Here is a 20,777-nt window from a genome sequence, read left to right as displayed (position 1 = left end):
GACGGGAGAGGATGTTATGGCACGTGTGGCGATCGTCACGGGCGGAACGCGCGGCATCGGCGAGGCGATCAGCGTGGCGTTGAAGGACGCCGGGATGACCGTCGCCGCCATCTATGCCGGCAATGACGAGCGGGCACGCGACTTCACCGACCGGACGGGGATCGCTGCGTACAAATGGGACGTCGCGGATCACGAGGCGTGTCTCGACGGCTGCGCGAAGGTCGCCGCGGATCTCGGGCCGATCGATGTGCTGGTCAACAATGCCGGCATCACCCGCGACGGCACGATCCTGAAGATGACCTATCAGATGTGGAAGGAGGTCATGGACACCAACCTCGGCGGTTGCTTCAACATGGCCAAGGCGGTGTTCCCGGGGATGCGCGAACGCAAATGGGGACGGATCGTCAACATCGGCTCGATCAACGGGCAGGCCGGGCAATATGGTCAGGTGAATTACGCCGCGGCGAAGAGCGGCATCCACGGCTTCACCAAGGCGCTGTCGCAGGAAGGCGCACGCGCCGGCGTGACGGTCAATGCGATCGCGCCGGGCTACATCGACACCGACATGGTCGCGGCGGTCCCCGCCGACGTGCTGGAGAAGATCGTCGCCAAGATCCCGGTCGGCCGGCTCGGCCAGGCGCAGGAGATCGCGCGCGGCGTGGCGTTCCTGTGTTCGGAGGAGGCCGGGTTCGTGACCGGGTCGACGCTGAGCATCAACGGCGGACAGCATATGTACTGACGCGCCGAGGCGCGTCGCCCGGCGCCGCCGGGGACGGCGCCGCAGCGCGGCCCGGTACGGCCGGCGGGTCGGCTGCGCCGACCCGACCGACGACGCGGGCTTCGCCCGCGATGCGGTGCCAACCACCCGCGGCAATCTTTGTCCGTCATTGCGAGCGTAGCGAAGCAATCCAGGGCGTCCTGATCCGGCCTGGATTGCTTCGCCACGCCCGCAATGACGAAAATGCTTGCCTCAATGTAATCCCGCCAAAAATAACACGAGCCCGGCACCTTCCGGCACCGGGCTCGCGCCCTCATACACTACGCGAGGGAAGGGGTAGGACGACGGCAGAGCCGTCGTCGACCGGGTCGGCGTGGCCGACCCGCCGGCCGTGCCGCTGGCGGCGCTAGCGCCCCGGTCGGGAGCGTGGCTCCCGACCTGCCAGCGTCAGCGGCAGTAACGCGGGTTGTTCGACTTCTCGACCGCATTGCCCGCGACCGCGCCGCCGACACCGCCCAGCACCGTGCCGAGCGTCCGGTCACCGCGCGAGTCGATCACACGACCCAGCAGACCACCGGCGATCGCACCGACCACCGTGCCGGTCGTGCCGTTCGAGCAGCGGCGGTTGTAACCGTAACGACGGTCGTTGCCGCGATAGCCGCGGCGGTCGTAGTCGCGACGGTCATAATAGCCGCGGTTGTCATCGTAGCGGCTGTAACGGTCGCCGTAATATCGCTGGGCGTCGGCGGCAGTCGGGGCCATGGCGGCGGCGCCCATCGCGAGCGCGGCACCGGCAAGGGCGAGATTCTTGAACATGAGCAGTCTCCCGTTTGCTGTTCCGGTCGGCGGGCTTTCCCGTCGATGAGAGAGCTTTTGCCCGATTCGCATTGAGCCGAGGCTGAATGCGTCCGTTATCGCGCGTTCATCCTTTGCCGTGACCGATCGGTAGGTTACGCGCAGTCGGTGCGATGGCCGATCACCCTTGCGTTGGTGCTGCTGCTCGTGCCGCCATGGACCGGTGACGGCCGGCGCGCGCTGTTCGCGCCGGGCCTGCGGGTCACCGCCACGCGGTTCGTGCCCCGCGGCGGCTGGCCACGACGGATCGGCGCGCTCGAACCGGTCGGCGCCGTCTCGCTCACCGCCAACCAGCGGGCGTTCGGCGGCCTCTCGGCGTTAGCGCTGCACCGGGGACAGGCGATCCTGCTCAGCGACGGCGGGTTGGCGGTGCGGCTACGGATCGCGGGCGGCACGGTATCGACGCTCGGCACCGCCGAACTGACCGATGGCCCGGAGACCGGCTGGCGCAAGGCGTCGCGCGATACCGAATCGCTCGTGGTCGACCCGCACACCGGGCGGGCGTGGATCGGCTATGAGCGGATCAACATGATCTGGCGCTATGCTGCCGACCTCAACCATGCCGATGCGGCCAGCTATCCGCCGGCGATGCGCGACTGGGGGGTGAACAGCAGCATCGAGTCGCTGGCGCGGCTGAACGACGGGCGTTTCCTCGCCTTCCGTGAGGGCGGGCTATGGCAGGACGGTGCGCGCGCCGCCTTGCTCTTCTACGGCGATCCCGCGCTGTACGACACGCCCAATGCGTCGCTCCGCTACCTGCCGCCGCCGCATCATTCGCCGAGCGACGCGGCGGTGCTGCCCGATGGCGACATTCTGGTGCTCAACCGCCGCGTCCATCTGCCGATGCGCTTCGAGATGACGCTGGTGCGCATCCCCGCACGCAGCATCAGGCCGGGGGCGTTGCTCCGTGGTCAGGTCGTTGCGCGATTCGGCGATACGCTCGGCCGCGAGAATGCCGAGGGGCTGGCGGTGTCGCAGGAGCGGGGCCAGACGATGATCTGGCTCGTGACGGACAATGACGGCGCGTTCTGGCGGCGGACGATCCTCGCCAAGTTCCGCTGGCGCGGCTGACGCCACAACGCACTGCGGCCCGCCGTCCGCGAGGGAGGCGGGCCGCAGCGATGCGGGCAGAGCCGTAAGCGTCAGGCCGCGACGGCGGCCGAACGCTTCTTCACGATGTCGCGCTTCAGGCGACGCGCCTTCAGCGACAGCTTTTCGTCGGAGGTCTTCACCAGCCAGTTGTCCAGCCCGCCGTTGTGCTCGACCGAGCGCAGGCCGTGGGTGGAGACGCGCAGGCGGATCGACCGCTCCAGCGAATCGGACAGCAGGGTGACGTTCTGCAGGTTCGGCAGGAACGTACGCTTGGTCTTGTTATTGGCGTGGGAAACGTTGTTGCCCACCTGCCGGCCCTTGCCGGTCAGCTCGCAAATGCGCGACATGTGACTAATCCTGATTTCGGTTGCCCGGAAAGTGCGCGCCAGTAACCCAGGCCCGGCGATCGGTCAAGTCGCCAGCGCTGCAACCAGCCCCGCGCGGCAGCGTTGTTGCGGCAGCGAATCAACATGGATCGGGAGAAAAAGGATGCGTGGGCTGCTGGTGCTGATCGGAATCGTCGCACTCGTCTTTCTGGCGGCGTTGCTGCTGGGCTTCGTCAAGTTCGACCAGACCCAGACCGCGCAACTGCCGCGACTCGAGGGCGGGCAGGCGCCCAAGTTCGACGCCGACGTCGCCAAGGTGCGCGTCGGCACCGAGAACAAGACTGTCGAGGTCCCGAAGGTCGAGGTTGAAAAGCCCGGCGAGCAGCGCTGAGGCCAGGCGTCGCCCCGGCCTTGAGCCGAGGCCCCGCTTCTTCCTGACCGCGGAAACTGGAAGCGGGATCCGGATCGAGTCCGGGGTGGCGGATACTGGGGCCTTTGCCCTTGCGCCGCCGCGGCGTAGGCAGCGACGATGTTCCCGCTGCCCCATCCGATGCGCGTTGCGCTCGACGCGGCCCGCGACGCGGCCGCGGCCGGTGAGGTGCCGGTCGGCGCGGTCGTGGTGCATTCCGGGGAAATCGTGGCGGTCGCCGCCAACGCGCCCCGCCAGCTATGCGACCCGACCGCTCACGCCGAAATGCTGGCGATCCGCGCCGCGGCGCAGCTACTCGGCCGCGACCGGCTGGAGGATTGCGACCTGTGGGTGACGCTGGAGCCCTGCGCGATGTGCGCCGGCGCGATCGCGCACGCCCGCATCGCCCGCCTCTATTATGCCGCCGACGATGCCAAGGGCGGCGCGGTCGAGCATGGACCGCGTTTCTTCACCCAGCCGACCTGCCATCACCGCCCCGAGCTGTTCGCCGGCATCGGGGCGGGGGAGGCGGCGGCGCTGTTGCGCGACTTCTTCGCCGCGCGGCGCTGAACGAACGATCAGCGCGGCGGCAGGTCGTTCTGCGAGATCGGAACGATCTTGATCTCGACCCGCCGGTTCTCGGCGCGCCCGGCCTCGGTCTCGTTCGAGGCGATCGGCTGCGTCTCGCCGAACCCGCGCGTCGCGATCCGCGCGTCCTGTACGCCGTGGCTCGACAGATAATCCGCGACCGAGCGCGCGCGCCGCTCCGACAGGTCCTGGTTGTACGAATCGCTGCCGGTCGAATCGGTGTGGCCGTACACGTCGACATAGGTCTCTTTGTAGTCGGCGAGCACACTGGCGACCTTGTCGAGCGTCGCGCGGAACTGCGGCTGCACGTTCGCCGAATTGTACGCGAAATTGATCCCCGACGGGATGTTGAGCAGCAGATCGTCGCCCTGACGCGTCACTTCCACGTCCGTGCCGCGCGTCCGTTCGCGCAATTCGCGCTCCTGCTTGTCCATGTACGCGCCGATCCCGGCGCCGGCGATGCCGCCGAGCCCCGCGCCGATGATCTTCTCGGTCCGGTCGCGCCGGCCGCCGACCAGATCGCCGAGCAGATAGCCACCCAGCGCGCCGCCGATCCCGCCGATCGCGGTCTTGGAGATGCGGCGCTCGCCGGTGTCGGGGTCCGTCGTGCACGCCGATACGGCCACCAGCGACACGCATGCCAGCGCGGCAGCCAGCTTCGACGACAGCTTCATCTTCTTCCCTTTCGATACCTGACGTCGATCAACCCGACGCCCGCCTCCATGGTTCCGCCTGCGTACTGAATGGCCGCTGAAGCCCGCCAGCAACAAATTGGCGATTGTGGCGCGCGCGCTTTGCCGCCAAGAGGGACGCACACCATGCTACCGCCGTTCCCCTGGGTCGACGTCATCATCATCCTCGCGCTCGTTGCGCTCAATGGCGTGTTCGCCATGAGCGAACTGGCGATCGTGTCGGCGCGCAAGGCGCGGCTGGAGGCGATGGCGCGCAGCGGCCGCAAGGGTGCCGCCACCGCGATCGAGCTGGCGGCCGATCCCGGCAAGTTCCTGTCGACCGTCCAGATCGGCATCACGCTGATCGGCATCGGCACCGGCGCCTATTCGGGCGCGAGCCTCGGCACGCCGGTCGCGGCGCGCTTCGAAGCGCTCGGGCTGGCGCATGAGACCGCGGTCACCTCGGGCTTCGCGCTGGTGATCGCGCTCACCACCTACGCCTCGCTGATCGTGGGCGAGCTGGTCCCCAAGCAATTCGCGCTGCGCAAGCCCGAGGCGGTCGCGTCCTTGGTCGCGTTGCCGATGTGGTGGCTTGCCAAATTCACCAAGCCGGTCGTGTGGGTGCTGGATGCCAGCAGCGCGCTGATGTTCCGCGTCCTCGGGCTCAATCGCGAGAACGAGGAGCAGGTCACCGCCGAGGAACTGCACCTGATCGTCGCCGAGGCGAGCAAGTCCGGCGTGATCGAGGAGCATGAACGCTCGATCATCTCGGGCGTCGTGCGGCTGGCGGATCGTCCGGTGCGCGAGGTGATGACCCCGCGCACCGAGGTCGACTGGCTCGACATTGCGCTCGACGACGCCGGGATCCGCGCCAAGCTCCGCGAGACGCCGCACAGCCGTCTGCCGGTGGCGCGCGGGTCGATCGATGCGGTGGTCGGGGTGGTGCAGGCACGCGACGTCGCCGCGGCTTTGTTCCGCGACGAGACGCTCGATCTTGAGAAGCTGGTCCGCAAGGCGCCGGTGGTGATCGACCAGATCGACGCGATGGACGCGCTCGACGCGCTGCGCCGCGCCGAGGTGCCGATGGCGCTGATCCACGACGAATACGGGCATTTCGAGGGGATCGTGACCCCGGCCAACCTCCTCGCGGCGATCGCGGGCGAGTTCCTGTCGGACATCGACCCGGAGGAAAGCCCGAACGTAGTGGTCCGCGACGATGGCTCGTTGCTGGTTGCGGGGACGATGGCCGCCGATGCGCTGGCCGAGCGGCTGGGGATCGATTTGCCCGAAGACCGCGATTACGCCACCGTCGCCGGTCTCGCGCTCGCGGCGTTCCGCAAGCTGCCCGAGGAGGGCGAGAGCTTCGAGGAACAGGGCTGGCGGTTCGAGGTGGTCGATCTCGACGGACGCCGGATCGACAAGTTGCTCGTCAGCGAGGCGTGATCTGCCGCGCTCGTCGTCCCGGACCTGATCGGGGACTGGGCGCCTAACCATGACGCGGCAGGACGAACACACGGTTCGTCATTGCAAGCATGGCGAAGCAATCCAGAGCCGGACCAGGCCGCGCTGGATTACTTCGCTACGCTCGCAATGACGATCGCTGGGTCGGAGCCGAGGTCGTTCCGGCCCAGCCGTCATCCCGGACTTGATCCGGGATCCCGCTTCTTCTTCTTCCCTGAGTGCGCAGAAAGAGCGGGGCCTCGGATCAAATCCGGGGCGACGATCGAAGGAGAGAGCCGCACTTTCAAAAGCCGTCACCCCGCGAAGGCCGGGGCCAGTTGGAAGCACCATCGTAAAGGAGCGATGCCCGTCGTCACGAAGGTCACTTAGCTGGACCCCGGCCTATGCCGGAGTGACAGAGAGGAGGCTTGCGGTGACGAGCAACGAAATAGCCGTCGCTACCCCGCCGCCCCGACCTCCAGCACCTCGATCGCATCCTCGCGCCCGTTGAAGGCAACCAGTTCGCCCGCCTCCGCGCCCATCAGCGCGCGCGCCAGCGGTGCGGAGAACGACAGCAACCCCGCCGGCGGGTCCGCCTCGTCGTCCCCGACCAGCGTCACCGCGCGCTCCTTGCCCGCCAGCGCGAACCGCACCCGGCTCCCGAACCCGACCACGCCATCGCCGCGCGGCGCGGTGTCGATCGCGGTCGCGCGTCGCGTCTTCCAGTAGCGCAGGTCGCGCGCGATCGGCTTGGCCGCCTCGGCATCGGAAGCCGCCGTCAGCGCCGCCTCCAGCTCGACCACGCGTGCCTCGATCAGCGCGCGCCCGCGCGGCGTGACCAGATTGGGGCCGGGCGGGATCGGCAGCTCGAACTTCGGTTCGAGATGTTCGTCATCGCTTTCGCGACGGAAGGCGACGCTCATCCCAGCTTGCCGAACTGCGCTTCATACCCAGCGCGATCGCCCTGCGCGAGCAGCCGCGCCTGTTCGCGCCAGCGGTCGCGCTCCATGCGGCCCTGAAACACGCCAAGCTGCGCGTCGAGCTGTTCGGCCTCGGCATCGTCGAGCCATGCGAGCTGATCGAGCCGCGTGATCCCCAGTTCCGACAGCCGCGTCGCGATCTTCGGACCGAGCCCTTTGAGGATCGTGATCGACTGTGCGCCGCCTTCCTCGACCGGCGCATCCGCGGCGACGCTGGCCGGCGTCGCGTCGAGCGGTGCCGCCGCGGCGATCGGCTCGTCGTGGAGCGTCGCCTGATGATCCTCCGCGACGCGCGCGACCGGGGTCGGGGCGACCGGTATAGGCGCTGGCGCGGGAGCGATCGGAGCCGGGGGCGGCGGTGCCGTCGGCGCAGGAGCCGCCGCGGTGACGACCGGCGACCCACCCTCGGCGGTGTTCGTCGCCTCGACGCCGTCCGCCTTCAGCTCCTCGATCCGGCGCTGCTCTTCCTCCTCGGCGGCGCGGCGCTGGCGTTTAAGCCGCGCGCCCCACACCATCGCGATGATCGTGAGCACGGCGAGCACCGCGACCAGCGCGAGCGCGATCGTGACGAGCACGCCGTTCTGGGAAATGGGATCGAGATCGAAGCTGCCTGAGTTCATGAGCCGGTCCTGCGCCGAAAGTGCTGCCCGCTCAACCGTCGATCACCGCCTTGGCTCCGATGTCGCGACGGAAGAAGCCAGTCGGGAAGTCGACTTTCTCGACCGCGGCATAGGCGGCCCGCTGCGCGGCGGGCACATCGGTGCCGGTGGCGGTCACGGCGAGCACGCGCCCGCCCGCCGACACCAACTGCCCGTCCTTCAAGGCGGTACCCGCCTGAAACACCACCGCGCCCTCCGCCTGCGCGGCGTCGATCCCGGCGATCGTGCCGCCGGTGCGCGGCGTGCCGGGATAATTCTCCGCCGCCATCACGACGGTCAGCGCAACATCGTCGGAAAATTCCGGCGCGGGCACGTCCGCCAGTCGTCCTTCTGAGACAGCGAGCAACAGCGCGGCGAGATCGCCGGTGTAGCGCATCATCAGCACCTGACATTCGGGATCGCCGAAGCGGACGTTATATTCGATCAGCTTGGGGCCGTCGGCGGTCAGCATCAGCCCGGCATAGAGCACCCCGACATAGGGCGTGCCCGATGCGGCGAGGCAATCGATCGTCGGGCGGACGATCTCGCCGAGCGCGCGCTCCTCCAGCTCCGGGGTCAGCACCGCCGCCGGGCTGTACGCGCCCATCCCGCCGGTGTTGGGACCGGTGTCGCCGTCGCCGACGCGCTTGTGATCCTGCGCCGAGCCGAACGCGGCGGTGGTGGTGCCGTCCGACAGCACGAACAGGCTCGCCTCCGGACCTTCGAGCATCTCCTCGATCACCGCCTCGACCGGGCCGTGCGCGTAGAGATCGGCGATCGCCGCCTCGGCCTCGGCGCGCGTGGTGGCGACCACCACCCCCTTGCCCGCCGCCAGCCCGTCGGCCTTGATGACGCAAGCCTCGCCGAAATCGTCGAGACAGGCGAGCGCGCCGTCCTTCGAGGTGACGCGGAAATAGCGCGCGGTCGGAATGCCCATCCGCGCGCACAGATCCTTGGTGAAGCCCTTCGACCCCTCCAGCTTCGCCGCCTCGCGCCCGGGGCCGAACACCGGCACGCCGATCGAGCGGATATTGTCGGCGAGGCCGTCGACCAGCGGTGCCTCCGGCCCGATCACGACCAGCCCAACCCGATGACGCCGCACGAAATCCACCACCGCGCGGTGATCCGTCACGTCCAGCTCGGCGATCGTCGCATGTTCGGCGATGCCAGGGTTGCCCGGCGCGGCGAAGAGCGTATCCAGCGTCGGAGACTGCGCCAGTTTCCAGGCGAGCGCATGTTCGCGTCCCCCCGAACCCACCAGCAGGATGTTCATGGCCGACCCCCTTTACGATACTCAGGCGGGGCGGCTGGTAGCCGAGCCGACGCCCGGCGACAATGCGATGGCGCTCAGCGTCGGCGAACTGTCGGGGCGATTGAAGCGGATGGTCGAGGGCGAGTTCGGCCATGTCCGGCTGCGCGGCGAGATTTCCGGCTACAAGCGCGCGACTTCCGGGCATCTGTATCTCTGCCTCAAGGACGAGAGCGCGGTCATCGACGGCGTGATGTGGAAGGGCAGCGCGGGCGGGCTGGCGTTCCGCCCCGAGGACGGCGTGGAGGTGATCGCCACCGGGCGGCTGACCACCTATCCCGGTCGCTCCAAATATCAGATCATCATCGAGCGGATGGAACTGGCCGGGGCGGGCGCGCTGATGGCGTTGCTCGAAAAGCTCAAGGCCAAATTGGCGGGCGAGGGGCTGTTCGACGCCGATCGGAAGAAGCCGCTGCCGTTCATGCCGCGCGTGATCGGGGTGGTGACCTCGCCGACCGGCGCGGTGATCCGCGACATTCTCCACCGTCTGGAGGACCGCTGCCCGACGCATGTGATCGTCTGGCCGGTCAAGGTGCAGGGCGCCGGTGCGGCCGAGGAGGTCGCAGCGGCGGTGCGCGGGTTCGACGCGCTGCCCGAGGGCGGCCCGATCCCGCGCCCCGATCTGGTGATCGTCGCGCGCGGCGGCGGCTCGATCGAGGATCTATGGTCCTTCAACGAGGAACCGGTGGTGCGCGCGGTCGCGGGTTGCTCGATCCCGATCATCTCCGCGGTTGGGCATGAGACCGACACGACGCTGTGCGACCATGCCGCCGACCTGCGCGCCCCGACGCCGACCGCGGCGGCGGAGATCGCGGTGCCGGTGCTTGCCGAGCTGCGGCTGTCGCTCGACGCGATGGCGAACCGCACGCAGCGCTGCGCGCGCCGCTATGTCGAGCGCGGGCGCGAGCAGCTGGCGGCGCTGGTGCGGGTGATGCCGACCCGCGACCGGCTGCTCGGGCCGCAGCGGCAGCGGCTCGACGATCTCGGGATGCGCGGCGACCGCGCGCTGGAACGCCGCGTCGCGCGCGCACGCGGCGAACTGACCCATGCCGCGGGCGCGATCCGTCCCGCGACGCTGGAGCGGCGGCTGGAGGCGGCGCGGCGGCGGCTCGCCGATGTCGGGCGGCTGGTCGACAGCCTCAACCCCGACCGCATCCTCGAACGCGGCTATGCGCGCGTCGAGGCGGCAGAGGGCGGCACCGTCACCACCGCCGAGGCGGCGCGCGCGGCGGGTGCGCTCGCCCTGCGCTTCCGCGACGGGGCGGTGGCGGTGCAGGTCGACGGGAGCGCCAGACCCGAGGCAAAGGTTGAGCGCGCAGCCCGCCGCGCCTATCCTGACAAACCCGAGCAGCCCCGCCTGATCTGAGAGCCCGCTACCGATGCTGATGTCCCACACCGACCGCGCCGCCAAATTGCACTATATGGCCAATGGCTTCCGCATCCTGTCGCCGGGCGATCACGTAGTGTGCGCGGTCAGCGGCGCGCGGATCGCGCTCGAGGACCTGCGCTATTGGGACGTGGCGACGCAGCGGCCGTTCGCCAGCGGCGCGATCGCGATGGAGGAGCTGGTGCCGCGGTGATGCGCCGGACCGCGTATCTGGTGCCGCTGCTCGCCATTGCTGCCGCTGCACCGCCCCAGACGATCCCGCCCGCGCGCTTCGGCCTGAGCGACGGACTGCGGCAGGGCGCGCTGGTGCTCGGGACCGCGCCCGCCGGCACGACCCGCCTGACGCTCGACGGCGCGCCGGTGGCGGTCGCCCCGGACGGCCGCTTCGTGATCGCCTTCGACCGCGATGCCAAGCCGCAGGCGCTGCTCGCCGCGACGCTCTCAGATGGCACGACGCAGACCGCGACGCTCGCGATCGCGCCCGGCGACTGGCGGATCGAGCGCTTGCCGACCTTGCGCAAAATCCCGGTGCCGAGCGTGGAGTTCGCCGCCAAACGCGCCGGCGAGCTGGCGCAGATCGTCGCCGCGCGCGCGACCGGCAGCGATTCCGAAGGCTGGCGGGAGCGCTTCATCTGGCCGGCGCAGGGGCGTATCTCCGGGCTGTTCGGCGCGCAGCGCATCTATGCCGGCGAGCCGGGCAGCTACCACGGCGGCGTCGATGTCGCGAAGCCCGAGGGTGCAGAGGTGGTGGCGCCCGCCGCCGGCGTGGTGACGCTCGCCGCCGACCCGCCGTTCACGCTCGAGGGCCGGCTGCTGATCCTCGACCACGGGCATGGCGTGACCAGCGCGTTCCTCCACCTGTCGCGCATCGACGTGCGCGTCGGCGAGCGCGTGCGGCAGGGGCAGAAGCTCGGGCTGGTCGGCCGCACCGGCCGCGCCACCGGCCCGCATTTGCACTGGGCGATGACGTGGAACGGCGCGCGGATCGACCCGCTGCTGGTCGCAGGGCCGATGCCCTGATCGTCATTGCGAGCGCAGCGAAGCAATGCAGGGCGTCCTGATCCGGCCCTGGATTGCTTGCTGCGCTCGCCATGACGACGATCGGAACAACCTTCGTCATTCCCGCGCAGGCGGGCATCCAGAACCTCTGACGTGGCAACTCTTGCAAAGACCTGCGCGTCTGGATTCCCGCCCGCGCGGGAATGACGGATTACGACTTCGGCACCATCACCTCGATCACCCCGGCCGCGACATGCGCGGTGACGGGCGTATGCGCCAGCACCTCGCCGTCGATCGAGATCGGCAGCGGTGGATCGGTGCGCACCTTGATCGATTTGCCCGAGAAGCTGACCGTATCATGATGCCGCTCGCTGCGCCCGAGGAAGCTGTATGCCCAGTTGCGCACCAGCCGGCGCTTGTAATGCCCCTTCACCGCCTGCACGACGATCTCGCCCGAAGCGATCCCGGCCTCGTCGACTAGCCACGTACCGCCATGATAGGGTCCGTTCGAGATCCGCACCTCGACCACGCGCAGCTTCTTCTCGCCCGATCCGTCGTCGACATAGAGCGTGAATGGCTTGAACCGCGTCAGCTGATACCCCGCCCAGCCGAGATAGCCGATTCGCCCTGCCACCTTCTTCAGATTGTGCGGCACCGTCTCGGCGATCTGCGGGCTCAGCCCCATCGCCGCGCAATTGGCGAAATAATCGTCGTCGATCATGCCAAGATCGATCCGTTTCGCCACCCCGTCGCGCAGCACATCGATCGCGCCGTCGATATCGAGCGGCAACCCCAGCGAGCGCGCGAAGCTGTTCGCGGTGCCGAGCGGCAGCACGCCGAGGATCACGTCATGCCCGACCAGCAGGTCGACCAGCCCGCTGATCGTGCCGTCGCCACCGCCGAGGATTACCAGATCGGGCTTCTTCTCCAGCGCCTTGCGCACCGTACGGTCGAGGTGCTTGGGGTCCTTGACCGCATAGGGCGTCACCCCGAACGGCAGGTCGCGCAGCCGCCGGCAGGCGCGCTTGAACAGCTTGCGGCCACGACGCGACTTGGCGTTGACGATCAGAGCGGCGGAGCGGATCTGTCTCATGAAGCGATGAACGCACCACCGCGCGTTTCGCTTCCGTAACGCTTGCATGGAAAGTCGGATTGCGGGAAAGCGCTGGCCATGCACGCCGCTTATCCCGCGCTGCGCTTGCGCCGCACCCGTGCCGCCGCCTGGAGCCGCCGGCTCCATGCCGAGAATGTGCTCACCCCGGCCGATCTGATCTGGCCGCTGTTCATTACCGAGGGGCACGACGTCGAGGAGCCGATCGCCGCGCTACCCGGCGTGTCGCGCTGGTCGGTCGACCGGATCGTCGCGCGCGCGAAGGAAGCCGCGGCGCTCGGCATCCCGTGCCTCGCGCTGTTCCCCAACACGCAGTCCGGCCGCCGCAGCGACGATGGCGCGGAAGCGATCAATCCCGACAATCTGATGTGTCAGGCGTTGCGCGCGATCAAGGATGCGGTGCCCGACATCGGTTTGCTCACCGATGTCGCGCTCGATCCCTATACGACCCACGGCCACGACGGGCTGGTCGACGCGCGCGGCTATGTCACCAACGACAGCACCGTCGATGCTTTGGTGCAGCAGGCGCTCAATCAGGCGCGCAACGGCTCGGACGTGATCGCGCCCAGCGACATGATGGACGGCCGCGTCGGGCTGATCCGCAGCGCGCTGGAGCAGGAGGGCTTCGTCAACGTCCAGATCATGGCCTATGCCGCCAAATATGCCTCGGCCTTCTACGGCCCGTTCCGCGACGCGGTCGGCAGCCGCGGGCTGCTGAAGGGCGACAAGACCACCTATCAGATGGACCCGGCCAATGCCGAGGAAGCGCTGCGTGAGGTCGGGCTCGATCTCGCCGAGGGTGCCGACAGCGTGATGGTCAAGCCCGGGCTGCCGTATCTCGACATTGTCGCCAAGGTGAAACAGGCGTTCGTGGTGCCGGTGTTCGCCTATCAGGTGTCGGGCGAGTATGCGATGATCGAGGCCGCGGTGGCGGCGGGCGCGGCGGATCGCGATGCGATGGTGCTGGAGACGCTGCTGTCGTTCAAGCGCGCCGGCTGTTCGGGCGTGCTCACCTATCACGCGCCGCTGGCGGCACGGCTGCTCGGCGCGTGATCGAAACCGCCCGCCTGATCCTGCGGCCGCCGACGCCCGCCGATCACGCGGCGCTGTTCGCGATGTGGGGCGATCCGCTGGTCACCGCCGACCTCGGCGGCCCGAAGGATCAGGCGGCGTGCCTTGCGGTGCTGGAACGCCATCGCGGCTATGCCCCGCTCGGCTTCGGCGTGGTCGAGCGCCGCGACGACGGGCAGGTGATCGGCCACGTCGGGCTCAAGCCGGGCGCGCCCGACACGCCGATCGCGGGGCTGCTGGAGATCGGCTGGATGATCGGCCGCGACTGGTGGGGCGGCGGCTATGCGCCCGAGGCGGCGGCGGGCTGGCTCGACTGGGCCTGGGCGAACCGCCACGAGGCGGCGGTCTACGCGATCACCGGGCGGCGCAATACCGCCAGCCAGCGTGTCATGGACCGGCTCGGGATGCGCCACGTGCCCGAGATGGATTTTCTCCACCCCAAATACCCCGACGACCCGGCACTTGCCGACAGCGTGACGTATCGGATCGATCGTCCCTAGTCGGAAACGACGCGGCTGGACCTGCGCGCGTGGGGTGATCGATATCGAGATTTCGCGAAAGCGCTGCCGATTCCGCGACCCGAACACCCGTCCGTCGTCGCCCCGGACTTGATCCGGCGTCCCGCTTCTTCTTTGCGCAACAACTCAGCCGTCATTGCGAGCGCAGCGAAGCAATCCAGAGCCGGATCAGGACGCCCTGGATTGCTTCGCTACGCTCGCAATGACGAATGGCAGGCTCGACCTCACGTCACCATTATTCCAATGTCAAGTCATCCTTGATCGAGGGTTTGTAGTCGGGGACTTGCAAGCGAACTAGGCCGCCCCGTACTGACGATCGCATGGGCAGTCGGCACCAGCACCGCTTTTGCGGAAATGACCGCCGCAGCTGCGGCAAAAGGGAGCGGCTGTGTATCCGCGCGGCCGCGCCGGGCCACGGTTCGCGGCGTGGATAGAATGTTCGTGCCTGACCCGGAACGATGTGCCCGCGACTTACCCGCTCGATCCGACCTCGGGAGGCACCGCGACCCGCCGGATCGACCATCCGTGATCGGCACCGAACGCCTGATCCTGCGCGCGTGGCGCGCGGCGGATGTCGCGCCGTTCCACGCGATGGGACAGGACGCCGAGGTGATGCGCTATCTCGGCCCGGAGACGACCATCGCAGGCGCGCGCGCCATGCTGCACGAGGCGAACGAGACCGCGCGAACCTTCGGCCGATGCTTCTGGGCGATGGAGCGCAGAGCGGATCGCGCCTTCATCGGCTTCTGCGGCGTCGAGCCCGGCCCGGCGGGCAGCCCGATCGCCGGGCTCCCCGAGATCGGCTGGCGACTGGCGCGCGCGGCATGGGGGCAGGGGCTGGCGACTGAAGCGGCGCGCGCGGTGCTCGCCGCCGAGTGGGAACGCGGCACCGACACGGTCTACGCGATCACCGTCCCCGCCAATCGCCGGAGCTGGGGATTGATGGAGCGGCTCGGCATGACGCGCGTTGAGGATGGTGATTTCGACCATCCCGATCTTGCCCCGGACAGTCCCTTGCGCCGCCACGTCCTCTACCGCATCGACCACCCGCTGAATGGCTGACGCCGCCACGGCGCGCGGGCGGGGGCTGTTCGTCGCGACGATCCTCACCGGCTCGTTCCTGTTGTTCCTCGTCGAGCCGATGATCGCGCGGATCGCCTTGCCGCGGCTCGGCGGCGCGCCCGCGGTGTGGAACTCGGCGATGCTCGTCTATCAGGCGCTGCTGCTCGGCGGCTATGGCTATGCGCACCTGCTCGGGCGTGTCGCGCCGCGCCGGCAGGGCATCGTTCATCTGCTCGTGCTGCTCGCCGCCTGCGCGTTCCTGCCGATCGGGCTCAGCGACCGCGTGCTCCCCGCCGGGGCCGAGCCGGCCCTGTGGGTGCCGTATCTGTTCGTCGTCTCGATCGGGCCGCTGTTCTTCGCGGTCTCGGCCCAGGCGCCGCTGATGCAGCGCTGGTTCGCCAGCGCCCGGCCGGGCAGTGACCCCTATGCGCTCTATGCCGCGTCCAATTTTGGCAGCTTCGCCGGGCTGCTCGCCTTTCCGCTGCTCGTCGAGCCGCTGCTGAGCGTCACGCGCCAGCGGTGGCTGTGGAGCGCGGGCTATCTGCTGCTGATCGTGCTCGTGGCGGCCTGTGCACGGCTGCTGCCCGCCGGGCGCGAGCCGGCGCGCGAACAGGCGCTCGACGCGCCGCCGGGCCGCGCGCGGATGGCGCGCTGGATCGCGCTGGGCTTCGTGCCCTCGGGGATGATGCTGGCGACCAGCACCTTCGTCAGCACCGATCTGGTCGCGATGCCGCTGCTCTGGGTGATCCCGCTGTCGCTGTACCTGCTCAGCTTCTCGATCGCCTTTGCCGCGCGGCGGGGGGTTGCCGACCTGCTGACCAACACCGCGCCGGTGACGATCGTGCTGTTCGGCGGCGTGCTGATGGGCGGCTTTGCGGAACGCGCGACGTTCAGCGCGATCACCGCGCTGATCCTGCTGTTCATGATCTCGGTCGCGCTCCACACCCAGCTCTACCGCCTGCGCCCCGAGCCGGCGCGGCTGACCGGCTTCTATCTCGCCATGTCGTTCGGTGGCGCGCTGGGCGGGGCGTTCGCCGGGCTGATCGCGCCGACCCTGTTCGACTGGACGTGGGAATATCCACTGCTGATCGTCGCGGCAGGCGCGCTGGTGCCGCAGACCTATCTCACCCCCGCGCTGCGCGCGTTCTGGCATCGCCGCGGGATGATTGTCGCGGGGGCGGTGCTGATCGTCGGCGCGCTCGGCATCGCGCTGCTGGTGCTGTCGCGCGATCCGACCGGCTTTCGCGAGGTGCGGCATCCGGGCGTGATCTTCACGCTGGTCGCGCTCGGGGGGCTGGCGTCGCTGGGCGCGCGCGTCCCGTATCTGCTGGTGCTGACCAGCGGGCTGCTGCTGTTCGGCGGCATCCGCTCGCTGTCGCTCTCGCTCGAGCCCGGCGCGCGGGTGCGCAGCTATTTCGGCGTCTACACCGTCGCCGACGAAGCACGCCGCCGCACCTTGATCCACGGCACCACGCTCCACGGCGTCCAGCTGACCGGCACCCCCGCGCGCGAGCGGACGCCCACCACTTACTACACCCCCGATTCGGGCGTCGGGCGCGTGATGCGCGCCGCGCCGACCTTGTTCGGGCCGGGCGCGCGGATCGGCGTGGTCGGGCTGGGGACAGGCACGCTCGCCTGCTACGCGCAGCCGGGGCAGCGCTGGCGGTTCTTCGAGATCGATCCCGCGATGGTGGCACTGACGCGCGCCCGACGCTTCACGTTCGTGGCGGATTGCGCACCGGAGGCGACGATGGTGCTCGGCGACGCGCGATTATCGCTCGAACGTGCGCCCCCGGCGAGCCTGGACGTGCTCGCGCTCGACGCTTTCTCGTCAGATGCGGTCCCGATGCACCTCCTGACGCGCGAAGCCTTTGCCGCATATGCGCGCGTTCTGGCCCCGCACGGCGTTCTGGCGGTCCATATCTCGAACCGTTTCGTCAATCTTCGCCCTGTCGTCGCTGCCGCCGCGCGCGCCGGCGGGTGGCAGGCGCTGATCCTCGACCACCGCCCGTCGCTGCTCCAGGAGGAGGAAACGCCGTCTTCGTGGGTGGTGATGACCCGCGATCCCTGGACGCTCGCCCTGGTGGCGGGTGACGAGGGCGACTGGAAAAATCTGGTGCGCCGCCCGGGCTTTACGCCGTGGACCGACGATTATGCCAGCATCCTGCCGCTGCTGACCTTCTAGGCGCCCGGCAGCGCGCCGGCGAGCGCGTGGATGCGTGCGGTCTGTGCTTCTGCAGCGGCGCGTGCGGCAGCAAGTGCTTGTTCGAGCGCGGGATAGGCGGGCTGCAACGCCGCGGCGCGCGTGCTGGCAAGGTCATCGAGCGCTCCCACCGTATCTCCATAGCTCGACCGGAGCGCGTCGAGGTCGGCGATCGCGGTCTGCGCCGCGATCCATGCATCGCTGCCGACCTTCGCTCCCCTCGCAGCGCGCGTCAGCGTCGCGGCGCGCGCCGTCGCACGGTCGAAGTCGCGCGCGGCGGCGTCGCCCCTCGCGGTCACCGCTATCAATTTCGCATCCAGCGCAGGATCTTGCGCCGCAGGGGCCGGCGGCGGCGTCGCTGGCTCCGCGAAGCCGAGCTTCTCGACCGGACGCGGCGCGAGCGATGGATAGACGGTCGGATCGCTCGCACAGGCGGCGAGGAGCGCGAACGAAGCGGGCGGGATGAGGGCGCGGAGCATGTTTTTTGCCTAGAGGCGCAAAAAAAGTGGCGCAATGCCCTTGCGCGCATCCGATTCGCCGCGTAACAGCGCCGCTCCACAGGGCGCCCGTAGCTCAGCTGGATAGAGCATCAGACTACGAATCTGAGGGTCGGACGTTCGAATCGTTCCGGGCGCACCACTTTTCCTCCCGGGGGAAAGTCAGTGGAAATAGAGGGGCAGCGCAAGCTGCCCCTTTTTTCATGCGCGTTGTTTATCCTCGGCACTTCCGCACCAGCGATCAACGCTCCATCCCACACCGTGACTTCGCCCGCCGCAGCGATGATCTTGCGCATGCTTCCGCTAACGCTTTCTCGCCCTTACGCGCAAAGGCCGCGACGTGTCGCCACGCCACGGCCCTTTGGCTGATCGTCGAGGTGGTCGCGCTTATTCGGCGGCGAGCCCGGCGCGCGAGAACATGTCGGCCATTTCAACGGGATCTTCGTTGGCCGCGGCGGTCGAGACCTTCGCCTTCTGGCGCTTGTCAAAGCTGTCCCAGACGTCGTTCCACTGCCCGCGCGTCGCGGCCTTGGAATATTCGGTCGCGCGCGTCTCGAAGAAATTGGCATGTTCGACGCCGTTCAGCATCGGGATCAACCACGGGATCGGATGCTCGTCGATCATGTAGATCGGCTTCAGCCCCAACTGCCCCATCCGCCAGTCGGCGATGTAGCGGATATATTTCTTGATGTCCTTCGCGGTCATTCCGTTCACCGGACCCATTTCGAACGCGAGGTCGATGAAATTGTCCTCGAGCCGGATCGTCGTCTGGCACACGTCGGCGATGTCGTCCTTCACCGCCTTGGTCAGGCACTGCCGCTCGGCGCAGAAGGTGTGGAACATCTTGATGATGCCCTCGCAATGCAGGCTCTCGTCGCGAATTGACCAGGTGACGATCTGCCCCATGCCCTTCATCTTGTTGAAGCGCGGGAAGTTCATCAGCATCGCGAAGCTGGCGAACAGCTGCACGCCCTCGGTGAAGCCGCCGAACATCGCCAGCGTCCGCGCGATATCCTCGTCGCTGTCGACGCCGAAGTTCTGCATGTAATCATGCTTCTCCTTCAGCTCGGCATATTCGAGGAATGCGCCATATTCGCTTTCCGGCATCCCGATCGTGTCGAGCAGGTGCGAGTAAGCCGCGATATGCACCGTTTCCATGTTGCTGAACGCGGTCAGCATCATCTTGATCTCGGTTGGCTTGAACACGCGGCCATATTTTTCGTGATAGCAATCCTGCACTTCCACGTCGGCCTGCGTGAAGAAGCGGAAGATCTGCGTCAGCAGGTTGCGCTCGTGGTCGGTGAGCTTCTGCGCCCAGTCACGGCAATCCTCGCCGAGCGGCACTTCCTCCGGCAGCCAGTGCAGCTGCTGCTGGCGCTTCCAATATTCGAACGCCCACGGATATTCGAAGGGCTTGTACTGTTTGGACGCCTGAAGAAGCGGCATGATGTGCTCCGGTGAAAGATATTCAGAAAAATTTATCGACGAACGGTACGATCAGGCTTCGAGGCTCCATCGCCACATCGCCCAGGCCGACATCGCCAGCACGCTACCCCCCGCCAGCGCCATGATCCCGACCATTCGATAGACATAGACGCGCGCCGGCCCCTGCGGGTGCCGCAACTGGATCAGCAGCCACGCCCCGGCGAGCAGGAAGACGGCAGCAACCGCGAACATGATCGCGGATTGCAGCGGCAGCGTTTCGGTCATGCGACCAAAGCCGGTGCGGCGCGTTTGCCGCCCGAACCCAACCAAGGAGAACGACGATGGTCGATGTCAGCCAGATCAAGGAACATGCCGAAGTGATCGGCGCGGACGGCGTGCACGTCGGCACCGTCGACCATGTCGACGGCGACCGTATCAAGCTGACCAAGAACGACTCGCCGTCCACCGAAGACGGGCAGGGCGCCAAGCACCACTACCTGCCGGTCGGCCTGGTCGCGGCGGTCGAAGGTGACACCGTGCGGCTGTCCGCGACCGGGCAGAACGCGCAGGACCTGTTCGAGGAAGACGAGTGACGCGCGCGCCGCGCTGACCGCCCGGCGACGCACGACGACCCCGGCCGCCACGAGGCGCGCCGGGGTTTCGTTTGCCTGCCGAGGCGTGTCACCCTGCATCCGCTGTTGCCCGTCCCTACGACCGCGTCGGGCTCCGCTGCGGAGCCCTTTCACCATGATCGACGGAAGCCCGGCGAGTCACGATGATCTCACGGCCATAATACGCGAAGGTGGCCGCAGACGCTACAGATTGTGGGCGGTAATCGGAGCGAACACCAGATCGTCGGTGCGGGGCTGCGTCAGAACGGCCGCTCGCCGCGGTAGTTGCCGGCGTTCTTGTAGCGGCACACCAGGACGTCCTCGTCATGTCCGCGCGCCAGCGCGCATCCGACCTCGACCGTGTCGCGCCACATCAACTGCGTATAATGGCCGACATCCGCGACGCGGCCGGTGGTGCTGTTGTTCGGGAAGGCACCGGGCTTGAAGTAGCGCTTCTCGCGCGCCCAGCCGCCGACCATCGCCTCCGGTGTGTAATAGCCGCGCGTTCCCGCCCAGAGGTTTTCACCCTCCGGATCGATGCGCCGCTCGGGCGCGTGTTCGAAACGGCCGGTGGTGGCGAGATACTGGCCCCAGGCGTGCGCCGAGCCGACCAGTTCGGGGTTCCAGCGCAGTGGCGGAATGCCGAGCGCGGCGCGCTCCGCATTGTGCGCCGCGAGCACGCGGGCGTCGAAGGTGTTGGAATAGCTCGCCGCGCCGGTCAGCGCCGGTGCGCACAGCAATGCGGCAAGGGCGACGAGCAACGGGCGGCGACGCGGGGTGGAACGCGGCATGGGCCGGGTAACCTCTTCCTGATGACCAGGAGAAATTACCGCGTGCGGTCCTTACCGGCGGTTAGGGAATCTGGTT

General features: G+C 68.4%; 24 protein-coding genes and 1 tRNA gene. 14 read left to right on the top strand and 11 right to left on the bottom strand.

Annotated features, from left to right (window positions below; translation table 11 throughout):
- The first annotated feature begins 16 nt into the window (after positions 1–16).
- Positions 17–739, top strand: coding sequence for an acetoacetyl-CoA reductase (gene phbB / locus FHS97_RS06480; RefSeq protein WP_184034811.1), 723 nt, complete (start codon positions 17–19; stop codon positions 737–739).
- Between the two features lie 426 nt (positions 740–1,165).
- Here phbB and FHS97_RS06475 read toward each other — a convergent pair whose 3' ends face one another.
- Positions 1,166–1,534, bottom strand: coding sequence for a glycine zipper 2TM domain-containing protein (locus FHS97_RS06475; protein ID WP_184034808.1), 369 nt, complete (start codon positions 1,532–1,534; stop codon positions 1,166–1,168).
- A 147-nt stretch (positions 1,535–1,681) separates the two neighbouring features.
- On the opposite strand from FHS97_RS06475, the gene FHS97_RS06470 reads away from it, so the two are divergent.
- A complete protein-coding gene (locus FHS97_RS06470) occupies positions 1,682–2,644 on the top strand; it encodes an esterase-like activity of phytase family protein (protein ID WP_184034805.1) in 963 nt (320 codons plus the stop codon).
- A 71-nt stretch (positions 2,645–2,715) separates the two neighbouring features.
- Here the strand turns inward: FHS97_RS06470 and rpmB are convergent, their stop codons facing one another.
- Positions 2,716–3,012, bottom strand: coding sequence for a 50S ribosomal protein L28 (rpmB, locus tag FHS97_RS06465; RefSeq protein WP_184034802.1), 297 nt, complete (start codon positions 3,010–3,012; stop codon positions 2,716–2,718).
- 142 nt (positions 3,013–3,154) lie between these two features.
- Between rpmB and FHS97_RS06460 the strand changes: the two genes are divergently transcribed.
- Both FHS97_RS06460 and FHS97_RS06455 read left to right on the top strand, forming a co-directional pair.
- Entirely contained in the window at positions 3,155–3,382 is a 228-nt protein-coding gene (locus FHS97_RS06460) for a hypothetical protein (protein ID WP_184034799.1), read from the top strand.
- 159 nt (positions 3,383–3,541) lie between these two features.
- On the top strand, positions 3,542–3,970 hold the full coding sequence (locus tag FHS97_RS06455; RefSeq protein ID WP_184035060.1) for a nucleoside deaminase: 429 nt from the start codon (positions 3,542–3,544) through the stop codon (positions 3,968–3,970).
- 8 nt (positions 3,971–3,978) lie between these two features.
- Here FHS97_RS06455 and FHS97_RS06450 read toward each other — a convergent pair whose 3' ends face one another.
- Positions 3,979–4,662 carry a YiaD family glycine zipper/OmpA-like lipoprotein gene (locus FHS97_RS06450; protein WP_028966564.1) on the bottom strand — a complete coding sequence of 228 codons (684 nt, stop codon included), beginning with the start codon at positions 4,660–4,662 and terminating at the stop codon, positions 3,979–3,981.
- 144 nt (positions 4,663–4,806) lie between these two features.
- Between FHS97_RS06450 and FHS97_RS06445 the strand changes: the two genes are divergently transcribed.
- Entirely contained in the window at positions 4,807–6,102 is a 1,296-nt protein-coding gene (locus FHS97_RS06445) for a hemolysin family protein (protein WP_184034795.1), read from the top strand.
- A gap of 455 nt (positions 6,103–6,557) precedes the next feature.
- Here the strand turns inward: FHS97_RS06445 and FHS97_RS06440 are convergent, their stop codons facing one another.
- The 3 genes from FHS97_RS06440 to purD are packed head-to-tail and all read right to left on the bottom strand — an operon-like array spanning position 6,558 to position 8,990.
- Positions 6,558–7,022: a GreA/GreB family elongation factor gene (locus FHS97_RS06440; RefSeq protein WP_184034791.1), complete on the bottom strand. Its 465-nt coding sequence runs from the start codon at positions 7,020–7,022 to the stop codon at positions 6,558–6,560.
- The gene (locus FHS97_RS06435; protein WP_184034788.1) at positions 7,019–7,699 is read right to left on the bottom strand and encodes a hypothetical protein; all 681 of its coding nucleotides are present in this window, start codon (positions 7,697–7,699) and stop codon (positions 7,019–7,021) included. The genes FHS97_RS06440 and FHS97_RS06435 overlap by 4 nt, the downstream gene beginning before the upstream one ends.
- Positions 7,700–7,730: 31 nt before the next feature.
- Complete coding sequence (gene purD / locus FHS97_RS06430; RefSeq protein ID WP_184034785.1) at positions 7,731–8,990, bottom strand: phosphoribosylamine--glycine ligase; 1,260 nt, start codon at positions 8,988–8,990, stop codon at positions 7,731–7,733.
- On the opposite strand from purD, the gene xseA reads away from it, so the two are divergent.
- Genes xseA through FHS97_RS06415 form a run of 3 tightly spaced genes read left to right on the top strand, consistent with a single transcriptional unit; the run spans position 8,989 to position 11,433 of the window.
- Positions 8,989–10,392: an exodeoxyribonuclease VII large subunit gene (gene xseA / locus FHS97_RS06425; protein WP_184034782.1), complete on the top strand. Its 1,404-nt coding sequence runs from the start codon at positions 8,989–8,991 to the stop codon at positions 10,390–10,392. The genes purD and xseA overlap by 2 nt on opposite strands.
- Before the next feature lie 13 nt (positions 10,393–10,405).
- Positions 10,406–10,606 (top strand): DUF2093 domain-containing protein, encoded by a 201-nt coding sequence (locus FHS97_RS06420; RefSeq protein WP_184034780.1) that lies wholly within the window; start codon positions 10,406–10,408, stop codon positions 10,604–10,606.
- The gene (locus FHS97_RS06415) at positions 10,606–11,433 is read left to right on the top strand and encodes a M23 family metallopeptidase (RefSeq protein ID WP_184034778.1); all 828 of its coding nucleotides are present in this window, start codon (positions 10,606–10,608) and stop codon (positions 11,431–11,433) included. Before FHS97_RS06420 ends, FHS97_RS06415 begins: the two co-directional genes overlap by 1 nt.
- 190 nt (positions 11,434–11,623) lie before the next feature.
- Here FHS97_RS06415 and FHS97_RS06410 read toward each other — a convergent pair whose 3' ends face one another.
- Positions 11,624–12,505, bottom strand: a complete 882-nt coding sequence (locus FHS97_RS06410; protein ID WP_184034776.1) for a diacylglycerol/lipid kinase family protein — start codon at positions 12,503–12,505, stop codon at positions 11,624–11,626.
- A gap of 78 nt (positions 12,506–12,583) precedes the next feature.
- Between FHS97_RS06410 and hemB the strand changes: the two genes are divergently transcribed.
- The 4 genes from hemB to FHS97_RS06390 all read left to right on the top strand — a co-directional run bounded on the left by hemB (position 12,584) and on the right by FHS97_RS06390 (position 17,359).
- The gene (hemB, locus tag FHS97_RS06405; protein WP_184034774.1) at positions 12,584–13,576 is read left to right on the top strand and encodes a porphobilinogen synthase; all 993 of its coding nucleotides are present in this window, start codon (positions 12,584–12,586) and stop codon (positions 13,574–13,576) included.
- Positions 13,573–14,094 carry a GNAT family N-acetyltransferase gene (locus tag FHS97_RS06400; RefSeq protein ID WP_184034772.1) on the top strand — a complete coding sequence of 174 codons (522 nt, stop codon included), beginning with the start codon at positions 13,573–13,575 and terminating at the stop codon, positions 14,092–14,094. Before hemB ends, FHS97_RS06400 begins: the two co-directional genes overlap by 4 nt.
- A 543-nt stretch (positions 14,095–14,637) precedes the next feature.
- The gene (locus tag FHS97_RS06395; RefSeq protein ID WP_184034769.1) at positions 14,638–15,174 is read left to right on the top strand and encodes a GNAT family N-acetyltransferase; all 537 of its coding nucleotides are present in this window, start codon (positions 14,638–14,640) and stop codon (positions 15,172–15,174) included.
- Positions 15,167–17,359 (top strand): fused MFS/spermidine synthase, encoded by a 2,193-nt coding sequence (locus FHS97_RS06390; RefSeq protein ID WP_184034767.1) that lies wholly within the window; start codon positions 15,167–15,169, stop codon positions 17,357–17,359. The genes FHS97_RS06395 and FHS97_RS06390 overlap by 8 nt, the downstream gene beginning before the upstream one ends.
- Here the strand turns inward: FHS97_RS06390 and FHS97_RS06385 are convergent.
- Entirely contained in the window at positions 17,356–17,856 is a 501-nt protein-coding gene (locus tag FHS97_RS06385) for a hypothetical protein (RefSeq protein WP_184034764.1), read from the bottom strand. The genes FHS97_RS06390 and FHS97_RS06385 overlap by 4 nt on opposite strands.
- Positions 17,857–17,939: 83 nt before the next feature.
- Between FHS97_RS06385 and FHS97_RS06380 the strand changes: the two genes are divergently transcribed.
- A tRNA-Arg gene (locus FHS97_RS06380) sits at positions 17,940–18,016 on the top strand.
- Between the two features lie 245 nt (positions 18,017–18,261).
- On the opposite strand, the gene FHS97_RS06375 is transcribed toward FHS97_RS06380, so the two are convergent.
- Together FHS97_RS06375 and FHS97_RS06370 are read right to left on the bottom strand one after the other, a co-directional pair.
- Complete coding sequence (locus FHS97_RS06375; RefSeq protein WP_184034761.1) at positions 18,262–19,320, bottom strand: ribonucleotide-diphosphate reductase subunit beta; 1,059 nt, start codon at positions 19,318–19,320, stop codon at positions 18,262–18,264.
- A gap of 51 nt (positions 19,321–19,371) precedes the next feature.
- Entirely contained in the window at positions 19,372–19,584 is a 213-nt protein-coding gene (locus FHS97_RS06370; protein WP_184034758.1) for a hypothetical protein, read from the bottom strand.
- 56 nt (positions 19,585–19,640) lie between these two features.
- Here FHS97_RS06370 and FHS97_RS06365 point away from each other — a divergent pair, with 56 nt between their 5' ends.
- On the top strand, positions 19,641–19,892 hold the full coding sequence (locus tag FHS97_RS06365) for a DUF2171 domain-containing protein (protein WP_184034756.1): 252 nt from the start codon (positions 19,641–19,643) through the stop codon (positions 19,890–19,892).
- Between the two features lie 278 nt (positions 19,893–20,170).
- Here FHS97_RS06365 and FHS97_RS06360 read toward each other — a convergent pair whose 3' ends face one another.
- On the bottom strand, positions 20,171–20,701 hold the full coding sequence (locus tag FHS97_RS06360) for a CAP domain-containing protein (protein WP_184034753.1): 531 nt from the start codon (positions 20,699–20,701) through the stop codon (positions 20,171–20,173).
- Positions 20,702–20,777 lie beyond the last annotated feature (76 nt).

This window comes from Sphingomonas endophytica (genome assembly GCF_014199415.1).
In the GTDB taxonomy this organism is placed as follows: domain Bacteria; phylum Pseudomonadota; class Alphaproteobacteria; order Sphingomonadales; family Sphingomonadaceae; genus Sphingomonas; species Sphingomonas endophytica.
This window is presented reverse-complemented; position numbering and strand designations above follow the sequence as displayed.

Excerpts from the sequence above, each read along its gene's own strand:
- phbB (WP_184034811.1), top strand. The coding sequence starts at position 17 with ATGGCACGTGTGGCGATCGTCACGGGCGGAACGCGCGGCATCGGCGAG.
- FHS97_RS06475 (WP_184034808.1), bottom strand. The coding sequence starts at position 1,534 with ATGTTCAAGAATCTCGCCCTTGCCGGTGCCGCGCTCGCGATGGGCGCC.
- rpmB (WP_184034802.1), bottom strand. The coding sequence starts at position 3,012 with ATGTCGCGCATTTGCGAGCTGACCGGCAAGGGCCGGCAGGTGGGCAAC.
- FHS97_RS06460 (WP_184034799.1), top strand. The coding sequence starts at position 3,155 with ATGCGTGGGCTGCTGGTGCTGATCGGAATCGTCGCACTCGTCTTTCTG.
- FHS97_RS06455 (WP_184035060.1), top strand. The coding sequence starts at position 3,542 with ATGCGCGTTGCGCTCGACGCGGCCCGCGACGCGGCCGCGGCCGGTGAG.
- FHS97_RS06450 (WP_028966564.1), bottom strand. The coding sequence starts at position 4,662 with ATGAAGCTGTCGTCGAAGCTGGCTGCCGCGCTGGCATGCGTGTCGCTG.
- FHS97_RS06445 (WP_184034795.1), top strand. The coding sequence starts at position 4,807 with ATGCTACCGCCGTTCCCCTGGGTCGACGTCATCATCATCCTCGCGCTC.
- FHS97_RS06440 (WP_184034791.1), bottom strand. The coding sequence starts at position 7,022 with ATGAGCGTCGCCTTCCGTCGCGAAAGCGATGACGAACATCTCGAACCG.
- FHS97_RS06435 (WP_184034788.1), bottom strand. The coding sequence starts at position 7,699 with ATGAACTCAGGCAGCTTCGATCTCGATCCCATTTCCCAGAACGGCGTG.
- xseA (WP_184034782.1), top strand. The coding sequence starts at position 8,989 with ATGGCCGACCCCCTTTACGATACTCAGGCGGGGCGGCTGGTAGCCGAG.
- purD (WP_184034785.1), bottom strand. The coding sequence starts at position 8,990 with ATGAACATCCTGCTGGTGGGTTCGGGGGGACGCGAACATGCGCTCGCC.
- FHS97_RS06420 (WP_184034780.1), top strand. The coding sequence starts at position 10,406 with ATGCTGATGTCCCACACCGACCGCGCCGCCAAATTGCACTATATGGCC.
- FHS97_RS06415 (WP_184034778.1), top strand. The coding sequence starts at position 10,606 with ATGCGCCGGACCGCGTATCTGGTGCCGCTGCTCGCCATTGCTGCCGCT.
- FHS97_RS06410 (WP_184034776.1), bottom strand. The coding sequence starts at position 12,505 with ATGAGACAGATCCGCTCCGCCGCTCTGATCGTCAACGCCAAGTCGCGT.
- hemB (WP_184034774.1), top strand. The coding sequence starts at position 12,584 with ATGCACGCCGCTTATCCCGCGCTGCGCTTGCGCCGCACCCGTGCCGCC.
- FHS97_RS06390 (WP_184034767.1), top strand. The coding sequence starts at position 15,167 with ATGGCTGACGCCGCCACGGCGCGCGGGCGGGGGCTGTTCGTCGCGACG.
- FHS97_RS06385 (WP_184034764.1), bottom strand. The coding sequence starts at position 17,856 with ATGCTCCGCGCCCTCATCCCGCCCGCTTCGTTCGCGCTCCTCGCCGCC.
- FHS97_RS06375 (WP_184034761.1), bottom strand. The coding sequence starts at position 19,320 with ATGCCGCTTCTTCAGGCGTCCAAACAGTACAAGCCCTTCGAATATCCG.
- FHS97_RS06370 (WP_184034758.1), bottom strand. The coding sequence starts at position 19,584 with ATGACCGAAACGCTGCCGCTGCAATCCGCGATCATGTTCGCGGTTGCT.
- FHS97_RS06365 (WP_184034756.1), top strand. The coding sequence starts at position 19,641 with ATGGTCGATGTCAGCCAGATCAAGGAACATGCCGAAGTGATCGGCGCG.
- FHS97_RS06360 (WP_184034753.1), bottom strand. The coding sequence starts at position 20,701 with ATGCCGCGTTCCACCCCGCGTCGCCGCCCGTTGCTCGTCGCCCTTGCC.